Annotated in this window: 13 protein-coding genes and 2 pseudogenes; 9 read left to right on the forward strand and 6 right to left on the reverse strand. The window is 69.9% G+C overall.

The features are described from left to right. Positions 1-121: 121 nt before the first annotated feature. The 3 genes and pseudogenes from ACYVAG_RS14155 to ACYVAG_RS14165 form a co-directional block, all read right to left on the reverse strand. A pseudogene (locus ACYVAG_RS14155) lies at positions 122-403 on the reverse strand (DDE-type integrase/transposase/recombinase); the annotation flags it as partial. A 35-nt stretch (positions 404-438) separates the two neighbouring features. Then, positions 439-1,665, reverse strand: a complete 1,227-nt coding sequence (locus tag ACYVAG_RS14160) for an IS110 family RNA-guided transposase (protein ID WP_460770683.1) — start codon at positions 1,663-1,665, stop codon at positions 439-441. 305 nt (positions 1,666-1,970) lie between these two features. Further along, a pseudogene (locus tag ACYVAG_RS14165) lies at positions 1,971-2,734 on the reverse strand (transposase); the annotation flags it as partial. A 71-nt stretch (positions 2,735-2,805) separates the two neighbouring features. Between ACYVAG_RS14165 and ACYVAG_RS14170 the strand changes: the two are divergent. Beyond that, the gene (locus ACYVAG_RS14170; RefSeq protein ID WP_460770685.1) at positions 2,806-4,092 is read left to right on the forward strand and encodes a cytochrome P450; all 1,287 of its coding nucleotides are present in this window, start codon (positions 2,806-2,808) and stop codon (positions 4,090-4,092) included. 81 nt (positions 4,093-4,173) lie between these two features. Here ACYVAG_RS14170 and ACYVAG_RS14175 read toward each other — a convergent pair whose 3' ends face one another. Beyond that, positions 4,174-5,112 (reverse strand): SDR family NAD(P)-dependent oxidoreductase, encoded by a 939-nt coding sequence (locus ACYVAG_RS14175; protein WP_460770687.1) that lies wholly within the window; start codon positions 5,110-5,112, stop codon positions 4,174-4,176. 118 nt (positions 5,113-5,230) lie between these two features. On the opposite strand from ACYVAG_RS14175, the gene ACYVAG_RS14180 reads away from it, so the two are divergent. Next, a complete protein-coding gene (locus ACYVAG_RS14180; RefSeq protein ID WP_460770689.1) occupies positions 5,231-5,617 on the forward strand; it encodes a hypothetical protein in 387 nt (128 codons plus the stop codon). A gap of 66 nt (positions 5,618-5,683) precedes the next feature. On the opposite strand, the gene ACYVAG_RS14185 is transcribed toward ACYVAG_RS14180, so the two are convergent. Then, the gene (locus ACYVAG_RS14185) at positions 5,684-7,885 is read right to left on the reverse strand and encodes a catalase (protein ID WP_460770691.1); all 2,202 of its coding nucleotides are present in this window, start codon (positions 7,883-7,885) and stop codon (positions 5,684-5,686) included. 165 nt (positions 7,886-8,050) lie between these two features. On the opposite strand from ACYVAG_RS14185, the gene ACYVAG_RS14190 reads away from it, so the two are divergent. From ACYVAG_RS14190 to ACYVAG_RS14220, 7 genes are all read left to right on the forward strand, one after another. Beyond that, the gene (locus tag ACYVAG_RS14190; protein ID WP_460770845.1) at positions 8,051-8,416 is read left to right on the forward strand and encodes a lycopene cyclase domain-containing protein; all 366 of its coding nucleotides are present in this window, start codon (positions 8,051-8,053) and stop codon (positions 8,414-8,416) included. Then, positions 8,409-8,867 carry a lycopene cyclase domain-containing protein gene (locus tag ACYVAG_RS14195; protein ID WP_460770693.1) on the forward strand — a complete coding sequence of 153 codons (459 nt, stop codon included), beginning with the start codon at positions 8,409-8,411 and terminating at the stop codon, positions 8,865-8,867. The genes ACYVAG_RS14190 and ACYVAG_RS14195 overlap by 8 nt, the downstream gene beginning before the upstream one ends. Next, positions 8,857-9,555: a methyltransferase domain-containing protein gene (locus tag ACYVAG_RS14200; RefSeq protein WP_460770695.1), complete on the forward strand. Its 699-nt coding sequence runs from the start codon at positions 8,857-8,859 to the stop codon at positions 9,553-9,555. The genes ACYVAG_RS14195 and ACYVAG_RS14200 overlap by 11 nt, the downstream gene beginning before the upstream one ends. Beyond that, positions 9,552-11,372 carry an FAD-dependent oxidoreductase gene (locus tag ACYVAG_RS14205; RefSeq protein ID WP_460770697.1) on the forward strand — a complete coding sequence of 607 codons (1,821 nt, stop codon included), beginning with the start codon at positions 9,552-9,554 and terminating at the stop codon, positions 11,370-11,372. Before ACYVAG_RS14200 ends, ACYVAG_RS14205 begins: the two co-directional genes overlap by 4 nt. A gap of 22 nt (positions 11,373-11,394) precedes the next feature. Beyond that, positions 11,395-12,591, forward strand: coding sequence for a cytochrome P450 (locus ACYVAG_RS14210; protein WP_460770698.1), 1,197 nt, complete (start codon positions 11,395-11,397; stop codon positions 12,589-12,591). A gap of 466 nt (positions 12,592-13,057) precedes the next feature. Beyond that, positions 13,058-14,578 (forward strand): DUF222 domain-containing protein, encoded by a 1,521-nt coding sequence (locus tag ACYVAG_RS14215; RefSeq protein WP_460770700.1) that lies wholly within the window; start codon positions 13,058-13,060, stop codon positions 14,576-14,578. Positions 14,579-14,890: 312 nt separating this feature from the next. Further along, complete coding sequence (locus ACYVAG_RS14220) at positions 14,891-15,244, forward strand: VOC family protein (RefSeq protein ID WP_460770702.1); 354 nt, start codon at positions 14,891-14,893, stop codon at positions 15,242-15,244. A gap of 58 nt (positions 15,245-15,302) precedes the next feature. Here the strand turns inward: ACYVAG_RS14220 and ACYVAG_RS14225 are convergent, their stop codons facing one another. Continuing rightward, positions 15,303-16,106, reverse strand: coding sequence for a MerR family transcriptional regulator (locus ACYVAG_RS14225; protein WP_460770704.1), 804 nt, complete (start codon positions 16,104-16,106; stop codon positions 15,303-15,305). Between the last annotated feature and the right edge of the window lie 11 nt (positions 16,107-16,117).

Here is a 16,117-nt window from a genome sequence, read left to right on the forward strand (position 1 = left end):
CCCGGCCAGCAGCCTGGTGAACGCCACCACCCGGGGCCGACACGTCAACGCGAGGGCACCCGCAGGGCCGGTCATAAGCAAGGGTCAGACCCCAGGTGGTGGCGCAGTCACGATGCTCGCAGTCGTACGCGTCGCCGACCGAGCCGACTGAAGCGTCCACGCCGGCCTCGAGCAGTCGGGTCGTGAACGCGATCGAGGTGTACTGGCTGCCCGCGTCCGAGTGGGCCACGAGCCCGCTCAGGTCGTGCACCCCTTCCTGGGCGCGGGTGAAGATCGCATGTTCCAGGGCGTCCAGCACCAGGGGTGTGGTCATCGAGGTCGCGGCCCGCCAGCCGATGACGCGGCGGGAGAACGCGTCGATGACGAACGCGACGTAGACCATGCCCAGCCAGGTCGGGACGTAGACATCCCACGCGAGTCACGTGTCAAGTGCGGGGGTTACGCGGCGGCCGACTGCCGCGCGGGGGGAGGCGCGGGCCAGGCGGTTGATTCGTCCCACTCCTGACCGTGGGTCAGGCACCACCAGAGCTTGCCGAGGAGCTTGTTCGCGAGGTTGCGCAGGGCGGCGTTGTGGTGGTCCCCGGCGGCGCGGCGGGCATCATAGTGGGCGCGGGCAGCGGGTGATCTTGTCAGAGCGGCGAAGGCCCACCAGTGGCAGGCGTCGTTCAATCGCTTGTTCCGGACCTTGCGGGCTTTGACGTAGTGCGATCTGCCGGAGGACCTGGTCACGGGCGCGGTCCCCGCGTAACAGCGTAGGCTCGCCGCGGTGGGGAACCGGGCCGGGTCGTCGCCGATCTCGGCCAGCACCCGGGCTGCCAGGACCGGCCCCAGCCCGGGCACACTGGCCACGATCGGGGCCTGAGGATGCTCAGCGAACGAGGCCCTCAGAGCGGCCTCGAGTTCGTCGACGCCGGCACTCATCGTCTTGGCTACCGCGATCAGTTGGGTCGCGGCAACGCCCAGGGCTGCCTCGACGGCCGGCGGCTGGGCCAGCCCGTCGGCGCGCAGTACCGCCAGGAGGTGCTCGACCAGGGCGGGATCGTTGCGGCGACCACAGCGGTGCAGGGCCGCAACCAGGCCTCGGCGGGTCAACATCCTGGCCTTGGTGGGTGTCGGCGCCAGGGCCAGGACCTCGATCGCCGCTTTGTGCTTGAGGTTCGGGAAGGCCTGCACCGCCTGCGGGTAGAACTCCATCAGCAGCGAACGGAGCCGGTTCAGCACGTCGTGCCACGCCCAGATCGCCTCTTGGTGCTGACGAGCCAGGGCCTTCAACGCCAACCCGTGCTCGGTGATCGCGGGCATCGGGCGGTGCTGGTGGCGGTCGGTGCGCATCACGTCGGCCAGCAGCGCCGCGTCCCGGGCGTCGGACTTGCATCCGGACTGGGAGTGCCGCTCCCGGTAGCGCGCCACAGCGCGCGGGTTGAGCGGGTACACGGTGAATCCGGCTGCGACGAGGGCGACCACGATCAGGTTCTTGTCCGTCTCGATACCGACCGGTGTGGCTTCCGGGGTTCCGCCGTGCTCGGCGATCAGAGCCAACAGCTCGGTGAAGCCGGTCACCCCCGTGTCGATGCGGGCCTTGCCCACGACGGCGCCCGCCTGGTCCATCACGGCGACGTCGTGATGCCCCTCGGCCCAGTCGATCCCCACTGTGACAGGTCCCATCTGTCCTCCTCGTTCCCCGGTTCACAGGCCCGACGGTCAGGGCCTGATGGTTGAGCATCGGGACAAGCACGGCGACCTAATGGAAGCGCTCGGCGGCGCGGCATCTCACAAGCCGATGGCCTCGTCCCGGGCAACTGGCAGGGCCACCGTCTACGTTAAGAAACCTCGGCACGGGCCGAGCCTTGGTGAAGCACAGGTGAGTGGACACCCGCCAGCAGCTCACCTCCAGCATCGACCCACGGGTCAGTGAAATCTCAGTGGCCCCTGCCAGAGGCCCGCCACCGCTTCGGGTGGCATCCCCATTAGGTGAAGTCCGCGACCCACAGTCGGTTCGGCGCGGGCGGGTCGAAGTCCCGGTTGACCAGGTCCGCGGCCCGCGCCGCCTTCTCGTCGGCGATGGTCGTGCGCGGCTTCTTGCCATACCGGGCACCTTCCCAACCGTTGAGTCGGTAGAGCCGCTCGATCGTGCACCGGGCCACGTCGTGGCCCTTGCCGCGCAGCCGCAGCCACATCTTGCGCGACCCGAGGCCGGCGACCAGCCTGGAGGAGTCCTGCTCGGTGCGGATCAGCTCGGTGACCTGCTCATCACGCAGCGCCCGGGCCGAGGGCCTGTGGGAGACCCACTCGTAATACGTGGAGGGGCTGATGGTGATGCCGTGCTCGGTGAGCACGGCGCACCAGGGCTCGACACCCCAGCGCAGGCCATCGCCCACGCGGTGGTCCTTGTGCTCGGTGATGAAGGCGATCACCTGCGCCCGGGCCGGTCGAGCTCGGCCCCGAAGAAAGCCGCTGCGGCCTTCAGAATCTCGTTCGCGCGGCGCAGCTCGGCGTTCTCCCGCTGCAGCGCCTTGATCTTCTCGTGCTCGGCCGTGCTCAGCCCCGGCCGGGCACCGGAGTCGATCTCCGCGCGACGGACCCACTTACGCAGCGTCTCGGCCGAGCCGATACCCAACTTGGCCGCGATCGAGCGGATCGCCTCGAACTCCGAGGCGTACTCCTCCCGCTGCTCGACCACCAGCCGGACCGCGCGCTGCCGGAACTCCTGGTTGTACTTCGATGGACGTGCCATGACCTGCATCCTCCCAACGGATCAGGTCTCCGGACATCCCGGGAGGTCTCAATCCACCCCAAGGAGGCTCCATGTCCACCCACCCCACGAAGACCCGCGAGCAGTCCGGCCCCGGCGAACGCGCAATCGACCTGCTCCGCGACGGCTATCGGTTCGCCGATGTCCTGCGCGCCCGGGCCACCAATCCCGACGCCCATCACGCCGTCCCGCTGCGCGTGCTCGGCCGTCCGGCCCTGCTGGTCCGCGGGCTGGAGGGTGTCCGCTTCTTCTACGACACCACGAAGATGAAGCGCGCCGGCGCCATGCCGTCCTTCATCAAGGCGCCCCTGTTCGGCAGCGCGCCGGTGCATGGCCTGGACGACGAGGAGCACCGCCATCGCAAGCGCCTGTTCACCGAGACCGTCCGCCCCGAACCCGTACGCCGCCTCGCGCTCGCGGTCGCCGACGAGTGGCAACAACTCCTCGCGCCCGGCGCCGAGGTCCAGGTCTACGACGCGGCCGTCCAGGCGTACGGACGCGCGGTCCTCGCCTGGGCCGGCGCCACCGATCTGTCCCGTGACGACGCCACCGCACTGAGCCGTGACCTCGCCCTGATCGTCGACACCTTCGGTACGCCCGGCCTGCCGTGGCTGCGCGGCATGGCCGCGCGCCGGCGTACCGATCGGTGGGCCACCGACACCGTCGAGCGCGCCCGTTCCGGAGAGCTCGACCCGGCCGAGGGCACCGCCCTGCGCATCGTCGCCGACCACCGCGATCTCACGGGCCAGCTTCTCGACCCGCACACCGCCGGTCTCGAGCTGCACAACATCGTGCGCCCGACGATCGCGGTCTGCCGGTTCGCGGCCTTCCTCGCGCTGGCCCTGATCGACCACCCCGAGTGGCGCGACCGCCTGCGCGCCGAGGCCGCCGAACTCGGCGTCACCCCCGACGCGCCCCAGGCCCGCGCCTTCGCCCAGGAGGTACGCCGGTTCTACCCGTTCGTCCCGATGCTTCCCGCGCGGGCCCGTGACGACCTCGAGTTCAACGGCCACGCGGTGGCGAAGAACCAGTTGGTGCTCATCGACGTGCTCGGCACCAACACCGACCCCGAGCTGTGGGATCGCGCCGACACTTTCGCGCCCGAGCGGTTCCTCGAGCCCGGTGCGGATCACGCGGAGCACTTCATCCCGCAGGGCGGCGGCTCGGCCGAGACCGGTCACCGCTGCCCCGGGGAGCCGATCGCCGTCGAACTGCTCACTGTGACGGCCCAGGCGCTCGCCTCGCACGACTGGGACGTCCCCGAGCAGGACCTCGGCTATCCGGTCAACTGGCTGCCGACCCGGCCGCGCGACGGCGTACGCCTGCGGGTGCGGGGCTGAGGGTCAGCCCCACGCCCCCCGGCGGGCGTTCCAGTTGATCGTGCCGCCCTGATAGTTCTGCGAGCACGTCCAGGTGCCGCTTCAGTCCTCGTTCGTACGCCGGGCCATGCGGTCCCCCAGAGTGGTGAGACGGTCGACGATTCCCGAGTTGAGCCGGGTCCGCGCCTCGCGGCCCTCGATGGTTTCCGAGCTCGTGCCCGACGGCAGCAGCCGGCCCGCGACGCCCAGGACCGTCGGCAGAACGCCCGGCATCAGGCCCTGCGCCGCCGCGACCACCCGCGTGAGCGGGGTGATCGGCACGAAGGCCTTCCCGGCGAGGGTGGCCTCGACGATCTGGTTCGCGGCCCGCTCACCGTCGACCGACACCAGCGGCAGGGAGGCGCCGGGAGCGAACCACGCGTACTCCTTCGCGGCGTCACCGAAGAACGTCGCCCGGCCGTGCGACCCCGTGCGCATCAGCCACGGCGTGACGGTCGTGACGGTGACCCCGGTCCCCGAGGTCGCCGCGCGCAGGCCCTGGCTGAACCCGTACGCGCCGAACTTCGCCGTGCTGTAGGGCAGCAGGTGCGGGACGCTGACCAGGCCGCCCACCGACGAGATCGTGGCGATGTGGCCGGAGCGCCGCTCGCGCATGCGGGGCAGCACGGCCATGCCGACGTTGATGGGCCCCCACAGCATGACGTCGATCGCCTCCTGGAAGTGGCGACGCGTGACGGCCTCGGGTGGGCCCACCTGGATGTTTCCGGCCACGCAGATCGACGTCTCGATGGGGCCGAGCTCGGTCTCGATGCGGGCGACCATGGCCTCGACGGCGTCGTTGTCGGAGATGTCACAGGCGTACGCGGTCGCGTCGATCCCTTCTCCCGCAAGGATCGCGACGGCGTCGTCGAGCGACTCGGCGCTGCGGGAGCAGATGGCGACGCGGTGGTCACGCCGGCCCAGCTCACGCGCGATCAGCAGGCCGAGGCCGCGGGAGGCGCCGGCGACGAGGGCGACGGATCGATCAGGTGAAGTCTCCATGTCGACAGCCTACGCAGCAGTCCGCGGGAACATCTCGCGCCCCCGCGACTCGTAGGGGTTACATCCGGATCGACCGGTGGGACAACGACAGGAGTGCATGATGAAGAGGTTCCTCGCAGTGACCGCAACGACTGGCCTTCTTGCCGGTGGCGGCCTGCTGGCCACCCAGCAGGCCCATGCGGCGAGCACCAACGTGTACGCGAAGTACGGCTGCAACCAGGCGACGTTCGTCAACAACACCTCGAAGACGGCCAACGTGAACTACGGCACCGCGGGGAGCGGGGACGTCAAGAGCGTCAAGGTGGCCGCGGGCCAGAGCCGGACCATCACGATGCGCCACACCAGCTTCGGCTGGACGGCGACGCACGCCGACGGCACGGAGGTGGGCGGCCAGGAGTTCCCCGGCGTCGACCTCACTGACTATTGCTCCAGCAAGAGCCCGACGGCGAAGCCGACCACGCCGTCCAAGGACACCGGTGGAGGGCTGGCGAAGACGGACTTCTGAGTCCTCGGAGTGCGAGACCGCCCGCGGCCGGATCGGCCGCGGGCGGTTCGTGTGTCAGGTCCAGGATCAGGCGAAGCGCTCCCACACGCGGTGCTTCGGCATGATCTTCAGCAGGCCGGCGACGACCTCCTCGGGCGATCCGGTGACGACACCGGCCGCGTCGGTCGGGACGACAGCCCCCTGGGCGGGCGCCTTCGCACCCGTGACCAGCCCAATGGGCTTCGCGTGGCGGTACGCCTGGTCGAGGAGCGTCGCGATGCGCGGGTCGACGTCACCCTTGCCGGGGAGGCCGCGTGCGTCGCGCGCCTTGCCGACCTCGGCGGCCGGCTTGGCGGCCCCCATCACGAGGACCGCGTCCAGCTCGATCGACGCCACGGTGTTGTAGGTGCGCTGCGGTGCCAGTTCGCCGCCGAGCTTCTTGCCGGACGGGGCGACGACCAGCGGCTGGGCGCCGGCGGCGGTCACCTTCTCGAGCACGCCGCTCAGGTCGGCGGGCTTCGTTTCGGCGTCCACGATCACGCCGACCATGCGGCCGTCGATCGGGAACTCCTCGCCGATCTGGCGCACCGCGGGCGACTCGGCGACCTCGGGCGACTGGACGGTCGCCTTCGGAGCATCCAACCCGAGCCCGTCGGCGACCTCGGCGCACAGGTCCGCGTCGATGTTCGCGAGTGCCTGCAGCTGGCGCTCGCGGATGCTCTCCTCGAAGCACTTGGACAGCTCGAAGGTATAGGCCCCGATGACGTGCTCCCGCTCGACGGGCGTCAGCGAGCGGAAAAACATGCCCACCTGCGAATAGTGGTCGTCGAACGAGGCCGAGTGCTCGCGTACCTTCTGGCCCTCGACGGCCTGCGGCACGTCGATGAAGGCGTCGGCATTGCCTGCGGTGAAAGGACATCCGCCGTCGAGCGAGTTCGGCCGATAGGGCGCGACACCCGCATGGACACCCTGCTGGCCATAGCCGTCACGCAACATGTCGTTGACCGGCGCGTGCGGCCGGTTGATCGGCAGCTGGGTGAAGTTGGGCCCGCCGAGGCGCGTCAGCTGCGTGTCCAGATAGGAGAACAGGCGCCCCTGGAGCAGGGCGTCGTTCGACACGTCGATGCCGGGCACGAGGTGGCCGGGGTGGAACGCGACCTGCTCGGTCTCGGCGAAATAGTTGGTGGGGTTGCCGTTCAGCGTCATCGTGCCGACGACCTGCACCTCACACAACTCTTCCGGGATGAACTTGGTCGGGTCGAGCAGGTCGATGCCCTCGAACATGGCCTCGTCGGTGTAGGGCATCACCTGCAGCCCGAGGTCCCACTGCGGGTACGCCCCCGCCTCGATAGCGTCGGCCAGGTCGCGGCGGTGGAAGTCGGGGTCGAGGCCGTTGGTCAGCAGCGCCTCGTCCCACGTCACGGAATGGACGCCCAGCTTGGGCTTCCAGTGGAACTTGACGAAGCTCTTCTCGCCCTCGGCGTTGATCATGACGAAGGTGTGGACGCCGAAGCCCTCCATCATGCGATACGAGCGCGGGATGCCGCGGTCGGACATGTTCCACATGGTGTGGGCCTGCGCCTCGGTGTGCAGCGAGACGAAGTCCCAGAAGGTGTCGTGGGCCGACTGGGCCTGCGGGATCTCTCGGTCCGGGTGGGGCTTCACCGAGTGGACGACGTCCGGGAACTTGATCGCGTCCTGGATGAAGAACACGGGGATGTTGTTGCCCACAAGGTCATAGGTGCCCTCGGCGGTGTAGAACTTCGTCGCGAAACCGCGGGTGTCGCGCACCGTGTCGGCGGAGCCACGCGAGCCGGCGACGGTGGAGAAGCGCACGAAGACCGGGGTGGTCACGCCCTCGGCGAGGAACCCGGCCTTCGTGATGCGGCTCGCCGCGCCGTTCGACTCGAAGTGGCCGTGGGCGCCGGCGCCGCGGGCGTGCACGACACGCTCCGGGATGCGCTCGTGGTCGAAGTGCATGATCTTCTCGCGCAGGTGGTGGTCCTGCAGCAGCACGGGGCCTCGCGGGCCGGCCTTCAGCGAGTGGTCGCTGTCGGCGAGCCGAGCGCCCTGCGCCGTGGTGAGGTAGGCCCCCTGCTGCGCACGCGTCTCGGGTGCACCGCCCGTGGGGCCGACCGGCTCCGGGCCCTGCTGGTCGGGCTTCGGCGGCAGCGGGTCGTGGGGCGTGGTGGGCTCGTCGACCGAGGGGCTGGGGGCTCCCGGGGCTCCCGGGACTCCCAGTTCCGCCTCGGGAGCGGTGGGGTTCTTGGGCGTCTTCTTCGTGGGCACGGTGACCTCCTGGAGCGACTCACCGTCGGAGAGCACCGACGGGTGGACTCACGCTAACGCACCGATGTCGACAAAGAGGCCGTGGGGTGTTCGGCTCCACCGTTCCCAACCGACCACTAGGGTGACGCCATGACATGCGCCGGCACAGCCGCGGGGGGCTGACCCATCGACTCCCGCTACGAATACCTGCTGCTCATGGGCGCGTGCCTGCTCATCACGCTGCCGCTGGAGTTCGTCCTGCGCGCCCGCATCTACCGACGATGGAGGCGTACGCTGGTCGCCCTCCTGCCGGTCGTGCTCCTGTTCTCGGTGTGGGACATCGTCGGCATCGTCCGCGACCACTGGTCATACAACCCGCGCTTCGTCACCGGCATCAGGCTGATCTTCGACATGCCGCTCGAGGAGCTGGTCTTCTTCGTGGTGATCCCGCTGTGCGGACTGTTGACCTACGAAGCGGTCGGCTTCTGCCTGGGTCTGCTGCGCCGCTGGCGGCGTACGCGGGGCGAGGCTTCGGGAGGCCGGCGTGCCTGAATACACCGTGCTCACGGCGATCGCCGTCGTCGGCACTGTGCTGCTGGAGGTGCTGTGGCTGCGTACGGGCCTGTTCCGCCGCGCCCAGTACTGGATCTCCATGGCCATCGTCTTCTTCTTCCAGTGCCTGGTGGATGGTTGGCTGACGAAGCTGTCCGATCCGATCGTCCAGTACGCACCCCAACACATGCTCGGAATCCGCGCCCCGTGGGACATCCCGATCGAGGACTTCGGCTTCGGCTTCGCGATGGTGACACTGACGATGTTGCTGTGGGTGCGCGCGGGCGAACGCGACGAGGAGCCCCAACGCTCTCCGAGCGAGCGCCAGCGAGACGAGGAGCCCCAACGCTCTCCGAGCGAGCGCCAGCGAGACGAGGAGCCACCCAACCCGACCCTCCAACGCTCTCCGAGCGAGCGCCAGCGAGACGAGGAGCCGCCCCATGCCCATTGACCTCTCCGGGTCTTTCGACCACGCCGCCCGGCACTACGACCTGATGGTCGCGCTGAACCCCGGCTACCACAAGCACCTGCGCTCCGCGGCCCGCGAGCTGGTCACGCGCGCCCAGGCAGGCCCGCTGCTCGACCTGGGCTGCGGGTCGGGCGCCTCCACCCGTGCACTGCTCGGCGCGGGAGCGCGCGACGTCACGGGTGTCGACGCCTCCCCCGGCATGCTTGCCGAGGCCCGCACGAAGGACTGGCCCGCCGGGGTCGACTTCCGTGACGGCCGCGCGCAGGACCTCACGACGGTGCTGACGGATCGCCCGCCCGCCGCCGGGGCCCTGGCTGCGTACCTCTTCCGCAACGTCCCCGAGCCCGAGCGCGACGCTGCGCTGCGGGGCGTACGCGACGCCCTGACCCCCGGCGGATGGGTGGTGATCCAGGACTATGCGGTGGAACCCGGTTCGGTCGCCGATGCCGTGTGGACGGCGGTCTGCTGGGGTGTGGTGATCCCGATGAGCGCGGCGCTGCTGCGCGACACGACGCTCTATCGCTACCTGTGGCAGAGCGGGCGCGAGTTCGACGCGCCCGATCGGTTCATGCAGCGACTGGCCGACGCCGGCTTCACCGACGTCGCAGCACGCACGACGACCGACTGGCAGCACAACATCCTCCACACGTTCGTGGGGCGGCGACCATGACGCGGCTTCGACTCGCTGGCGCTCGCTCAGCCAACGCGGCCCGCCTCACACGTTCCCTGGGCGAGGCCGCCCGCCTCACACGTTCCCTGAGCGAGGCCGCCCGCCTCACACGTTCCCTGAGCGAGGCCGCCCGCCTCACACGTTCCCTGAGCGAGGCCGCCCGCGGCCGAGTCGAAGGGTGGCGTCCCGGCCGCGATCGCCGGGCCGTACGCCACCCCGCACCCGCCGGAGTCCCCCGCATTCAGGGCGATCGACACGTCGTCGTGGTCGGCGGCGGGATCGCCGGAATCGCCGCTGCCACAGGGCTTGCCGAGCGGGGCGTACGCGTGACCCTGATCGAGCGCGAGGACCAGCTAGGAGGCCGCGTACGTGCGTGGCCGGTGGAGGGCGAAGCTCCCGGCGGCCGCACCATGTCGCGGGGCTTCCACGCGTTCTTCCGCCAGTACTACACCTTGCGCGCCCTGCTGCGTCGCGCCGACCCCGAGTTGTCGCGGTTGCGCCCGGTCGATGACTATCCCCTGCGCCTGGCCGATGGCCCGACCGACTCGTTCGCCCCGCTCCCCCGCACCCCACCGTGGAGCATCCTCGACTTCGTGCGCCGCAGCCCGACGTTCCCGATCCGCGGGCTGGCGCAGGTCCACATCCCGTCGGCGCTCGAACTCGTCCGTGTCCGCTTTCCCGAGACCTTCACCGCCCACGACGGTGAGTCGGCCGAGGCATTCCTCGACAGGCTTCGGTTTCCGGCCGGCGCGCGCCACCTCGCGCTCGAGGTCTTCGCGCGCTCGTTCTTCGCCCACCCGAGCGAATTCTCGGCCGGCGAGCTGATCGCGATGTTCCACGCCTACTTCACGGGCTCGGCCGAGGGCCTGCTGTTCGACGTCCCCGACGACGACTACGACACCGCCCTGTGGGCGCCGCAGCGGGCGAACCTGAAGCGCCTGGGCGTCGACGTACGCACGGGTGAGTCGGTGACGTCGATCGAGCTGGACGACGCGGGAATCACCGTGCACACAGAGGCTTCACGCTCGCCGAGCGATGCCGATCCCCGCTGGCCGAGCGATCCCGATCCCCGCTGGCTGAGCGACGAAGGAGTCGAAGCCACCCCACCCAACGATCTCCGAGCGAGCGCCAGCGAGACGAGGAGCGACGCCCTCGTCCTCGCCACCGACCCCGCCACCACGCGCGCCCTGGTCGCCGCCATGCCCGACGACGGACCCGCCGACTGGCCCGCCTGGCGCGACTCCGTCGCCCGCATCCGCAGCGCTCCCCCGTTCGGCGTCTGGCGCCTCTGGCTCGACCGCCCCGTCGCCGACGACCGCCCCGCATTCCTCGGCACGGCAGCGTTCGGTCCGCTCGACAACATCTCGGTGCTGGAGCGCTTCGAGGGCGGAGCAGCCCGCTGGCGCGCCCAGCACGGCGGCTCCGTCGTCGAGCTCCACGCGTACGCGCTCGACCCGACCCGCAACCCCGCCCACGCCGACGAGGAAGGGGTCCGCGCCGAACTCTGGCGCCAGCTGGTCCGCGCCTATCCCGAGGTCGACGGAGCCACCGTCGTCGCCCAGGAATGGCTGCTGCAGGACGATTGTGGGCTCGTCGGCCTCGAGCCGTGGGCGTCGCGACCCGGCGTACGCACCCCCGACCCGCGCCTCGTGCTCGCCGGCGACACGATCCGTTGTGAGCATCCGGTCGCCCTGATGGAGCGCGCCGCCGTCACCGGGATGCAGGCCGCCAACGCGCTGCTGGACGGCTGGGGCGTCGCGGGCCACGACCTCTGGACCGTGCCGACGACTGGCCTGATTCCGGCCAACGTCGGCTGAGCGAGCGAAGCGAGTCGAAGCCATGCCCCAGCGCCGTGCCGTCCGCCCCGGTGAGCCCGATGGCGCCGATGCGCCCCGGGTCGAGCGCGTGGGCAAGGTCTGGCGCGTCCGCTCCCTGCAGGCCGCCCGCGACGTGCTGCGTGCCCGCACGCTCACGACGCAGGCCGGGTTCACGGCCGAGCACATCCCGAAGGGCGCGCTCAAGCACCACCCCATCCTGATGTCGGACGGTCCCCTCCACGACGAGCAGCGCAGCAAGGTCGGCCGCTTCTTCGCCCCGAAGGTCGTCGCCGAGCGCTACACCGGACTGATGGAGGAGTGCGCCGATCGCCTTCTGGCCAAGGCATCTGCGACCAGCGGCACCGTCGACCTCGACGAGCTCGCCCTCCACTTCGCCGTCGAGGTCACCGCCGAGGTCGTGGGGCTGACCGAGTCGCCGGTCGAGGCCATGTCGCGGCGCCTCGTCACCTTCTTCAACCAGCCGCCGTTCGACATCACGCGCCCCGACCTGGGGCGTACGCCGCGCCAGTGGGCCAGCGCGGCGATCAACGGCCTGGTGCCGATCGCGCGCTTCTTCGTCGCCGACGTACGCCCGGCCATCCGCTCCCGGAGGCGGCGGCGGCGCGAGGACGTGATCAGCCACCTGCTCGACGAGGGCTACACGACCGCGGACATCCTCGTGGAGTGCGTGACCTATGGGACGGCCGGCATGGTGACCACCCGCGAGTTCATCTGCATGGCCGCCTGGCACCTGCTCACCGACGACTGCTTGCGCTCCCGTTTCCTCGCCGCCGGCGAGACCGAGCGTCATGCCCTGCTGAACGAGATCATCCGGCTCGAACCCGTCGTCGGCCACCTCTATCGCCGCGCCCAGGGCCCGGTCGAGTTCACCGACGGAGACCGGACCTTCACCGCGGAGAAGGGTGACCTCATCGACGTCTGCGTACGCCCCGCCAACGCCGACCCACAGGCCGTCGGTGAGGACGCCCTCACCCTCTGCCCCGGGCGTACGCTCCCCCGCGGCGTCAACGAGGCCGGCCTGGCCTTCGGCGACGGCGCCCACCGCTGTCCGGGGCAGCCGTTGGCGATCCTCGAGACCGACGTGCTTCTCACGCGGCTCCTGAAGGCGAACCCGACCATCGTCGCCGAACCCGAGCTGGGTTGGGACGACCTGATCGCGGGCTATTGGCTGCGGGGATTCACGCTGCGGCTGGGGTGACCTGAGGGTCACGCCGGCTGAGCGAAGAACGGTCGGGGACGCTGGCTGAGCGAGGAACGGTCTGGGACGCTGGCTGAGCGAGGAACGGTCTGGGACGCTGGCTGAGCGAGGAACGAGTCGAAGCCACTCGCGGTCACGCTGGCTGAGCGAGGAACGAGTCGAAGCCACCCCCAGGCTCACGCTGGCTGAGCGAGGAACGAGTCGAAGCCACCCCCAGGCTCACGCTGGCTGAGCGAGGAACGAGTCGAAGCCACCCCCAGGCTCACGCTGGCTGAGCGAGGAACGAGTCGAAGCCAGCCGGAGGCGACGTTGGCTGAGCGAGGGACGAGTCGAAGCCGCCGGCTCCCGATAACCTTCCCCGCAAGAATAAGAGTTTGAGATTCTTTTCGCAGAACCCTGTTCTGGACCCGAAATTGTCAGACCCCCTTCCTAGGCTGGAATCATCACCACACCTCAGGGGGAAACCATGGACGATCTCACCGAACACCTACTGGCCAAGGGAAAACCCGACCGCACCGCGGTCATCCTGGGCCTCAAAGACGCCGCCGACCGCCAACGCCAGGCCGAGATCGACCAGCTCGCCCTCGTCGCCGCCGCAGCCAAGGCGTACTCGTGGATCAACGAACCCCTCGACGACAACGATTCCGCGCCGTCGGTCATGCACGGCGAACGACTGATCGTCCTCGGCGGTGACGGCACGCCGCAGGTCGCCGAGTTCTGCACCCTCGAAGTCGGTCCGGCGCTCGGCATCTCGCCCGACGCCGCGGCCCAGCTCATCGCCGATGTCCTCGACCTTCGTCATCGTCACCCACAGTTGTGGGCGCTGGTGATCGACGGATTCGTCCGCGTGTTCGCCGCCCGGAAGGTCGCCCAGCTCACCCGCACTCGTGAGCTCACCGCCGAGATGGCGGGTGAGGTCGACCGCCAGCTGGCCCCGTTTGCGCCGCAGTGCACCGTCACGCGGCTGCTGAACCAGGCCGAACTCCTGTGCGACGTGGTCGACCCCGACGGTGCCGAGGCCCGACGGAAAGCCGCACTGGAGCGACGCTTCGTCAATGTCCGCCCCGCCGAGGCCGGGACCGCGTTGGTCACTGGGCAGGTCGATGGTCCCGCCGGGCTGCGGCTCGACAAGACCATCACCGAACTAGCCGGCATCCTGCGCGACTGCAGGGAATCCGAGGACGGCACGGAGTTCGAGGTCCTGCGCGCCGAAGCGTTGGAGCTCTTCGCCGACCCCGCCCGCGCCGGGCGGGTCCTCGGCGCTGGAACCCTCGACCTCGACGGCACTGACGAGACCGACACGTCGTCGGGATTGCCATCGCGCAAGGACCTCCTCGAACTCGTGGTCCACGTCCGCCCCGACCAGGTCGACCGCGGCGCCGGCGGCCAGGTCACCGGCCTCGGGTCGGTCGCCCGCTCCCAACTCGACGAACTCCTCGCGAACGCCGCGAAGGTCACCGTCCGGCCGGTCCTGGATCCGGAGGCGCCCCACATGACCGTCGGCTACGAACCCACTCAGTCGCAGCGGCGTGAAGTGTTGTTGCGGGAAGAGTACGAGGCGTTCCCGTTCTCCACACGGCGTTCCGCGGGGAAGTGGGTCGACCTCGACCACATCGTCGAGTTCCCCCTCGGGTCGACGTGCACCACGAACCTCAGCCCGTTGTCGAAGCGCGTCCACCGGGCCAAGACGTTCGGCGGGTTCACCTCCACCCCGGTCCGCCCCGGCATGAAGCACTGGAAGACCCCGACGGGGCAGGAGTTCTGGACGACCCCCCACGGCACCTTCATCCGAAACCCCCACACGGACCTGATCATCGACCCGACAGGAACCAGACGCCGCATCCGCCAAGCCACCCGACGAGCCGCCGAACTCGCCGAGAAGCACACCAAGCAACAGATCTGCGAAGAAGCGCAAGCTGCGGCCGCACGACTGTTCGCCCAGGTGAACCCTGCACTGATCCCCCTCATGAACAAGTCCGCCGCCTGAAGTCAACCGCACGACCGCGGCCCGCATCCCTGCCGACCGACCCGCCAGGAGAACCCACCCGGCGGGCGCGAAGCCTGCCCCCAGAAACCCGCCGGCTCCTCGACTCGGCCGCAGGCGGCCTCGCTCGGAGAACGTGGGTGCGGTCCCGCCGGATGCCCGGCTCCTCGTCTCGCGAAGCCTGTGCTGAGCGAGGCCGCACCCGGCCGAGACGAAGTGCTCGCTCGGAGAACCTGGGCCGGCGCTCCTTGTCTGACCGCCCGATGGACCGGTGTGACCGGTGTGACATCGTGGCCCCACGAGAAGGGACCTCTCATGCGCGTCGTCGACATCATCGCTGACCTCCCCGTGGACCACCTCGAGTCCGCCCGCGACTTCTACGCGGGTTATCTCGGCCTGACCATCGAGGAGTTCAACCTCGGCTGGGTCGCCCGCCACACTTCACCCGACACTGGAGCCCACCTTCAACTGGTCACGACCGACGCCACGGCTCCCCAGCGGCCGATCGTCTCGGTCAAGGTCGACGACGTCGACGCCGCCTACACCGAGGCGCAGCGACGTGGCTTCGAGATCGTGCATCCCCTGCAGGACGAGGAATGGGGCGTACGCCGGTTCTTCGTCCGAGCGCCCGACGGCAACGTTATCAACATCGTGGCCCATCGGGAATGAGCCAAAGGGCTCGGACCCCTGGACAGGCGCGACGGGCTCCCCGACGACACGAGCTTCTTCAACAGGGCGATGGACCTGGTGCTGCCCCGCTGAGCCGGCCGTCGGGGCGGACACGCTCAGGCCGCGTCCACCCCTTCCACCCCCGCTCCTCCAGCAGCGTGATCAGCCGCTCCGCAGCTGGTGCCGTCTCAGCCGTGGTGGCGTCCAGCAGCGAGACGAAGCGGTCGTCGAACCCGTCCTGACTGCCTTCCCCCGACACTGTGAGGCGCCGCCAGATCCGATCCAGAATGTCGGCGAGTTCATCCACGCGCGGGTCGTCCGCCGGCCAGTCGAGCGCCCCGTTGGTCAGCGTGTACAACCGCACCATGTCGGGGTCGTCAAGATGCCGGTGCTTGTCGGCGATGATGGCGTCGATCTGATCGGGCACCTGGGCCGCCACCATGATCCAGGCGTCGCGTTCCAGTTCGACGTTGCGCTCGTCGACCCCCAGGCCCCGGAGTCGCTCGAGATAGCCGATCACGCTCGGCGGAAGGGCCAGATGGTCCCCCGCGGCGAGTCGGGCCAGCCGCCCGCGGGTTTCCCGCAGCCGCCGCTCATCGTCGCGCAGGCGGTCGTCGATCACGCGCACGCCGGCCGCGAACTCGTCCGCCCCGGCTTCGAGGAGTTCCTCCACCTGCGCCAACGGTACGCCTGCGCTCGCCAGCACGTGGATGCGGATCAGCCGCACCACCGCTGCCGCGTCGTAGGTCCGGTAGCCCGAATGGTCGCGCTCCGGCTCGGGCAGCAGCCCGATCCGGTGATAGTGCCGGACCGTTGCCACCGTCACCCCCGCGTACGCGGCCAGCTGGCTGATCGTGATCACGACACCAGCCT

The sequence above is a fragment of the Mariniluteicoccus flavus genome (genome assembly GCF_054776655.1).

Excerpts from the sequence above, each read along its gene's own strand:
- ACYVAG_RS14160 (WP_460770683.1), bottom strand. The coding sequence starts at position 1,665 with ATGGGACCTGTCACAGTGGGGATCGACTGGGCCGAGGGGCATCACGAC.
- ACYVAG_RS14170 (WP_460770685.1), top strand. The coding sequence starts at position 2,806 with ATGTCCACCCACCCCACGAAGACCCGCGAGCAGTCCGGCCCCGGCGAA.
- ACYVAG_RS14175 (WP_460770687.1), bottom strand. The coding sequence starts at position 5,112 with ATGGAGACTTCACCTGATCGATCCGTCGCCCTCGTCGCCGGCGCCTCC.
- ACYVAG_RS14200 (WP_460770695.1), top strand. The coding sequence starts at position 8,857 with ATGCCCATTGACCTCTCCGGGTCTTTCGACCACGCCGCCCGGCACTAC.
- ACYVAG_RS14205 (WP_460770697.1), top strand. The coding sequence starts at position 9,552 with ATGACGCGGCTTCGACTCGCTGGCGCTCGCTCAGCCAACGCGGCCCGC.
- ACYVAG_RS14210 (WP_460770698.1), top strand. The coding sequence starts at position 11,395 with ATGCCCCAGCGCCGTGCCGTCCGCCCCGGTGAGCCCGATGGCGCCGAT.
- ACYVAG_RS14215 (WP_460770700.1), top strand. The coding sequence starts at position 13,058 with ATGGACGATCTCACCGAACACCTACTGGCCAAGGGAAAACCCGACCGC.
- ACYVAG_RS14220 (WP_460770702.1), top strand. The coding sequence starts at position 14,891 with ATGCGCGTCGTCGACATCATCGCTGACCTCCCCGTGGACCACCTCGAG.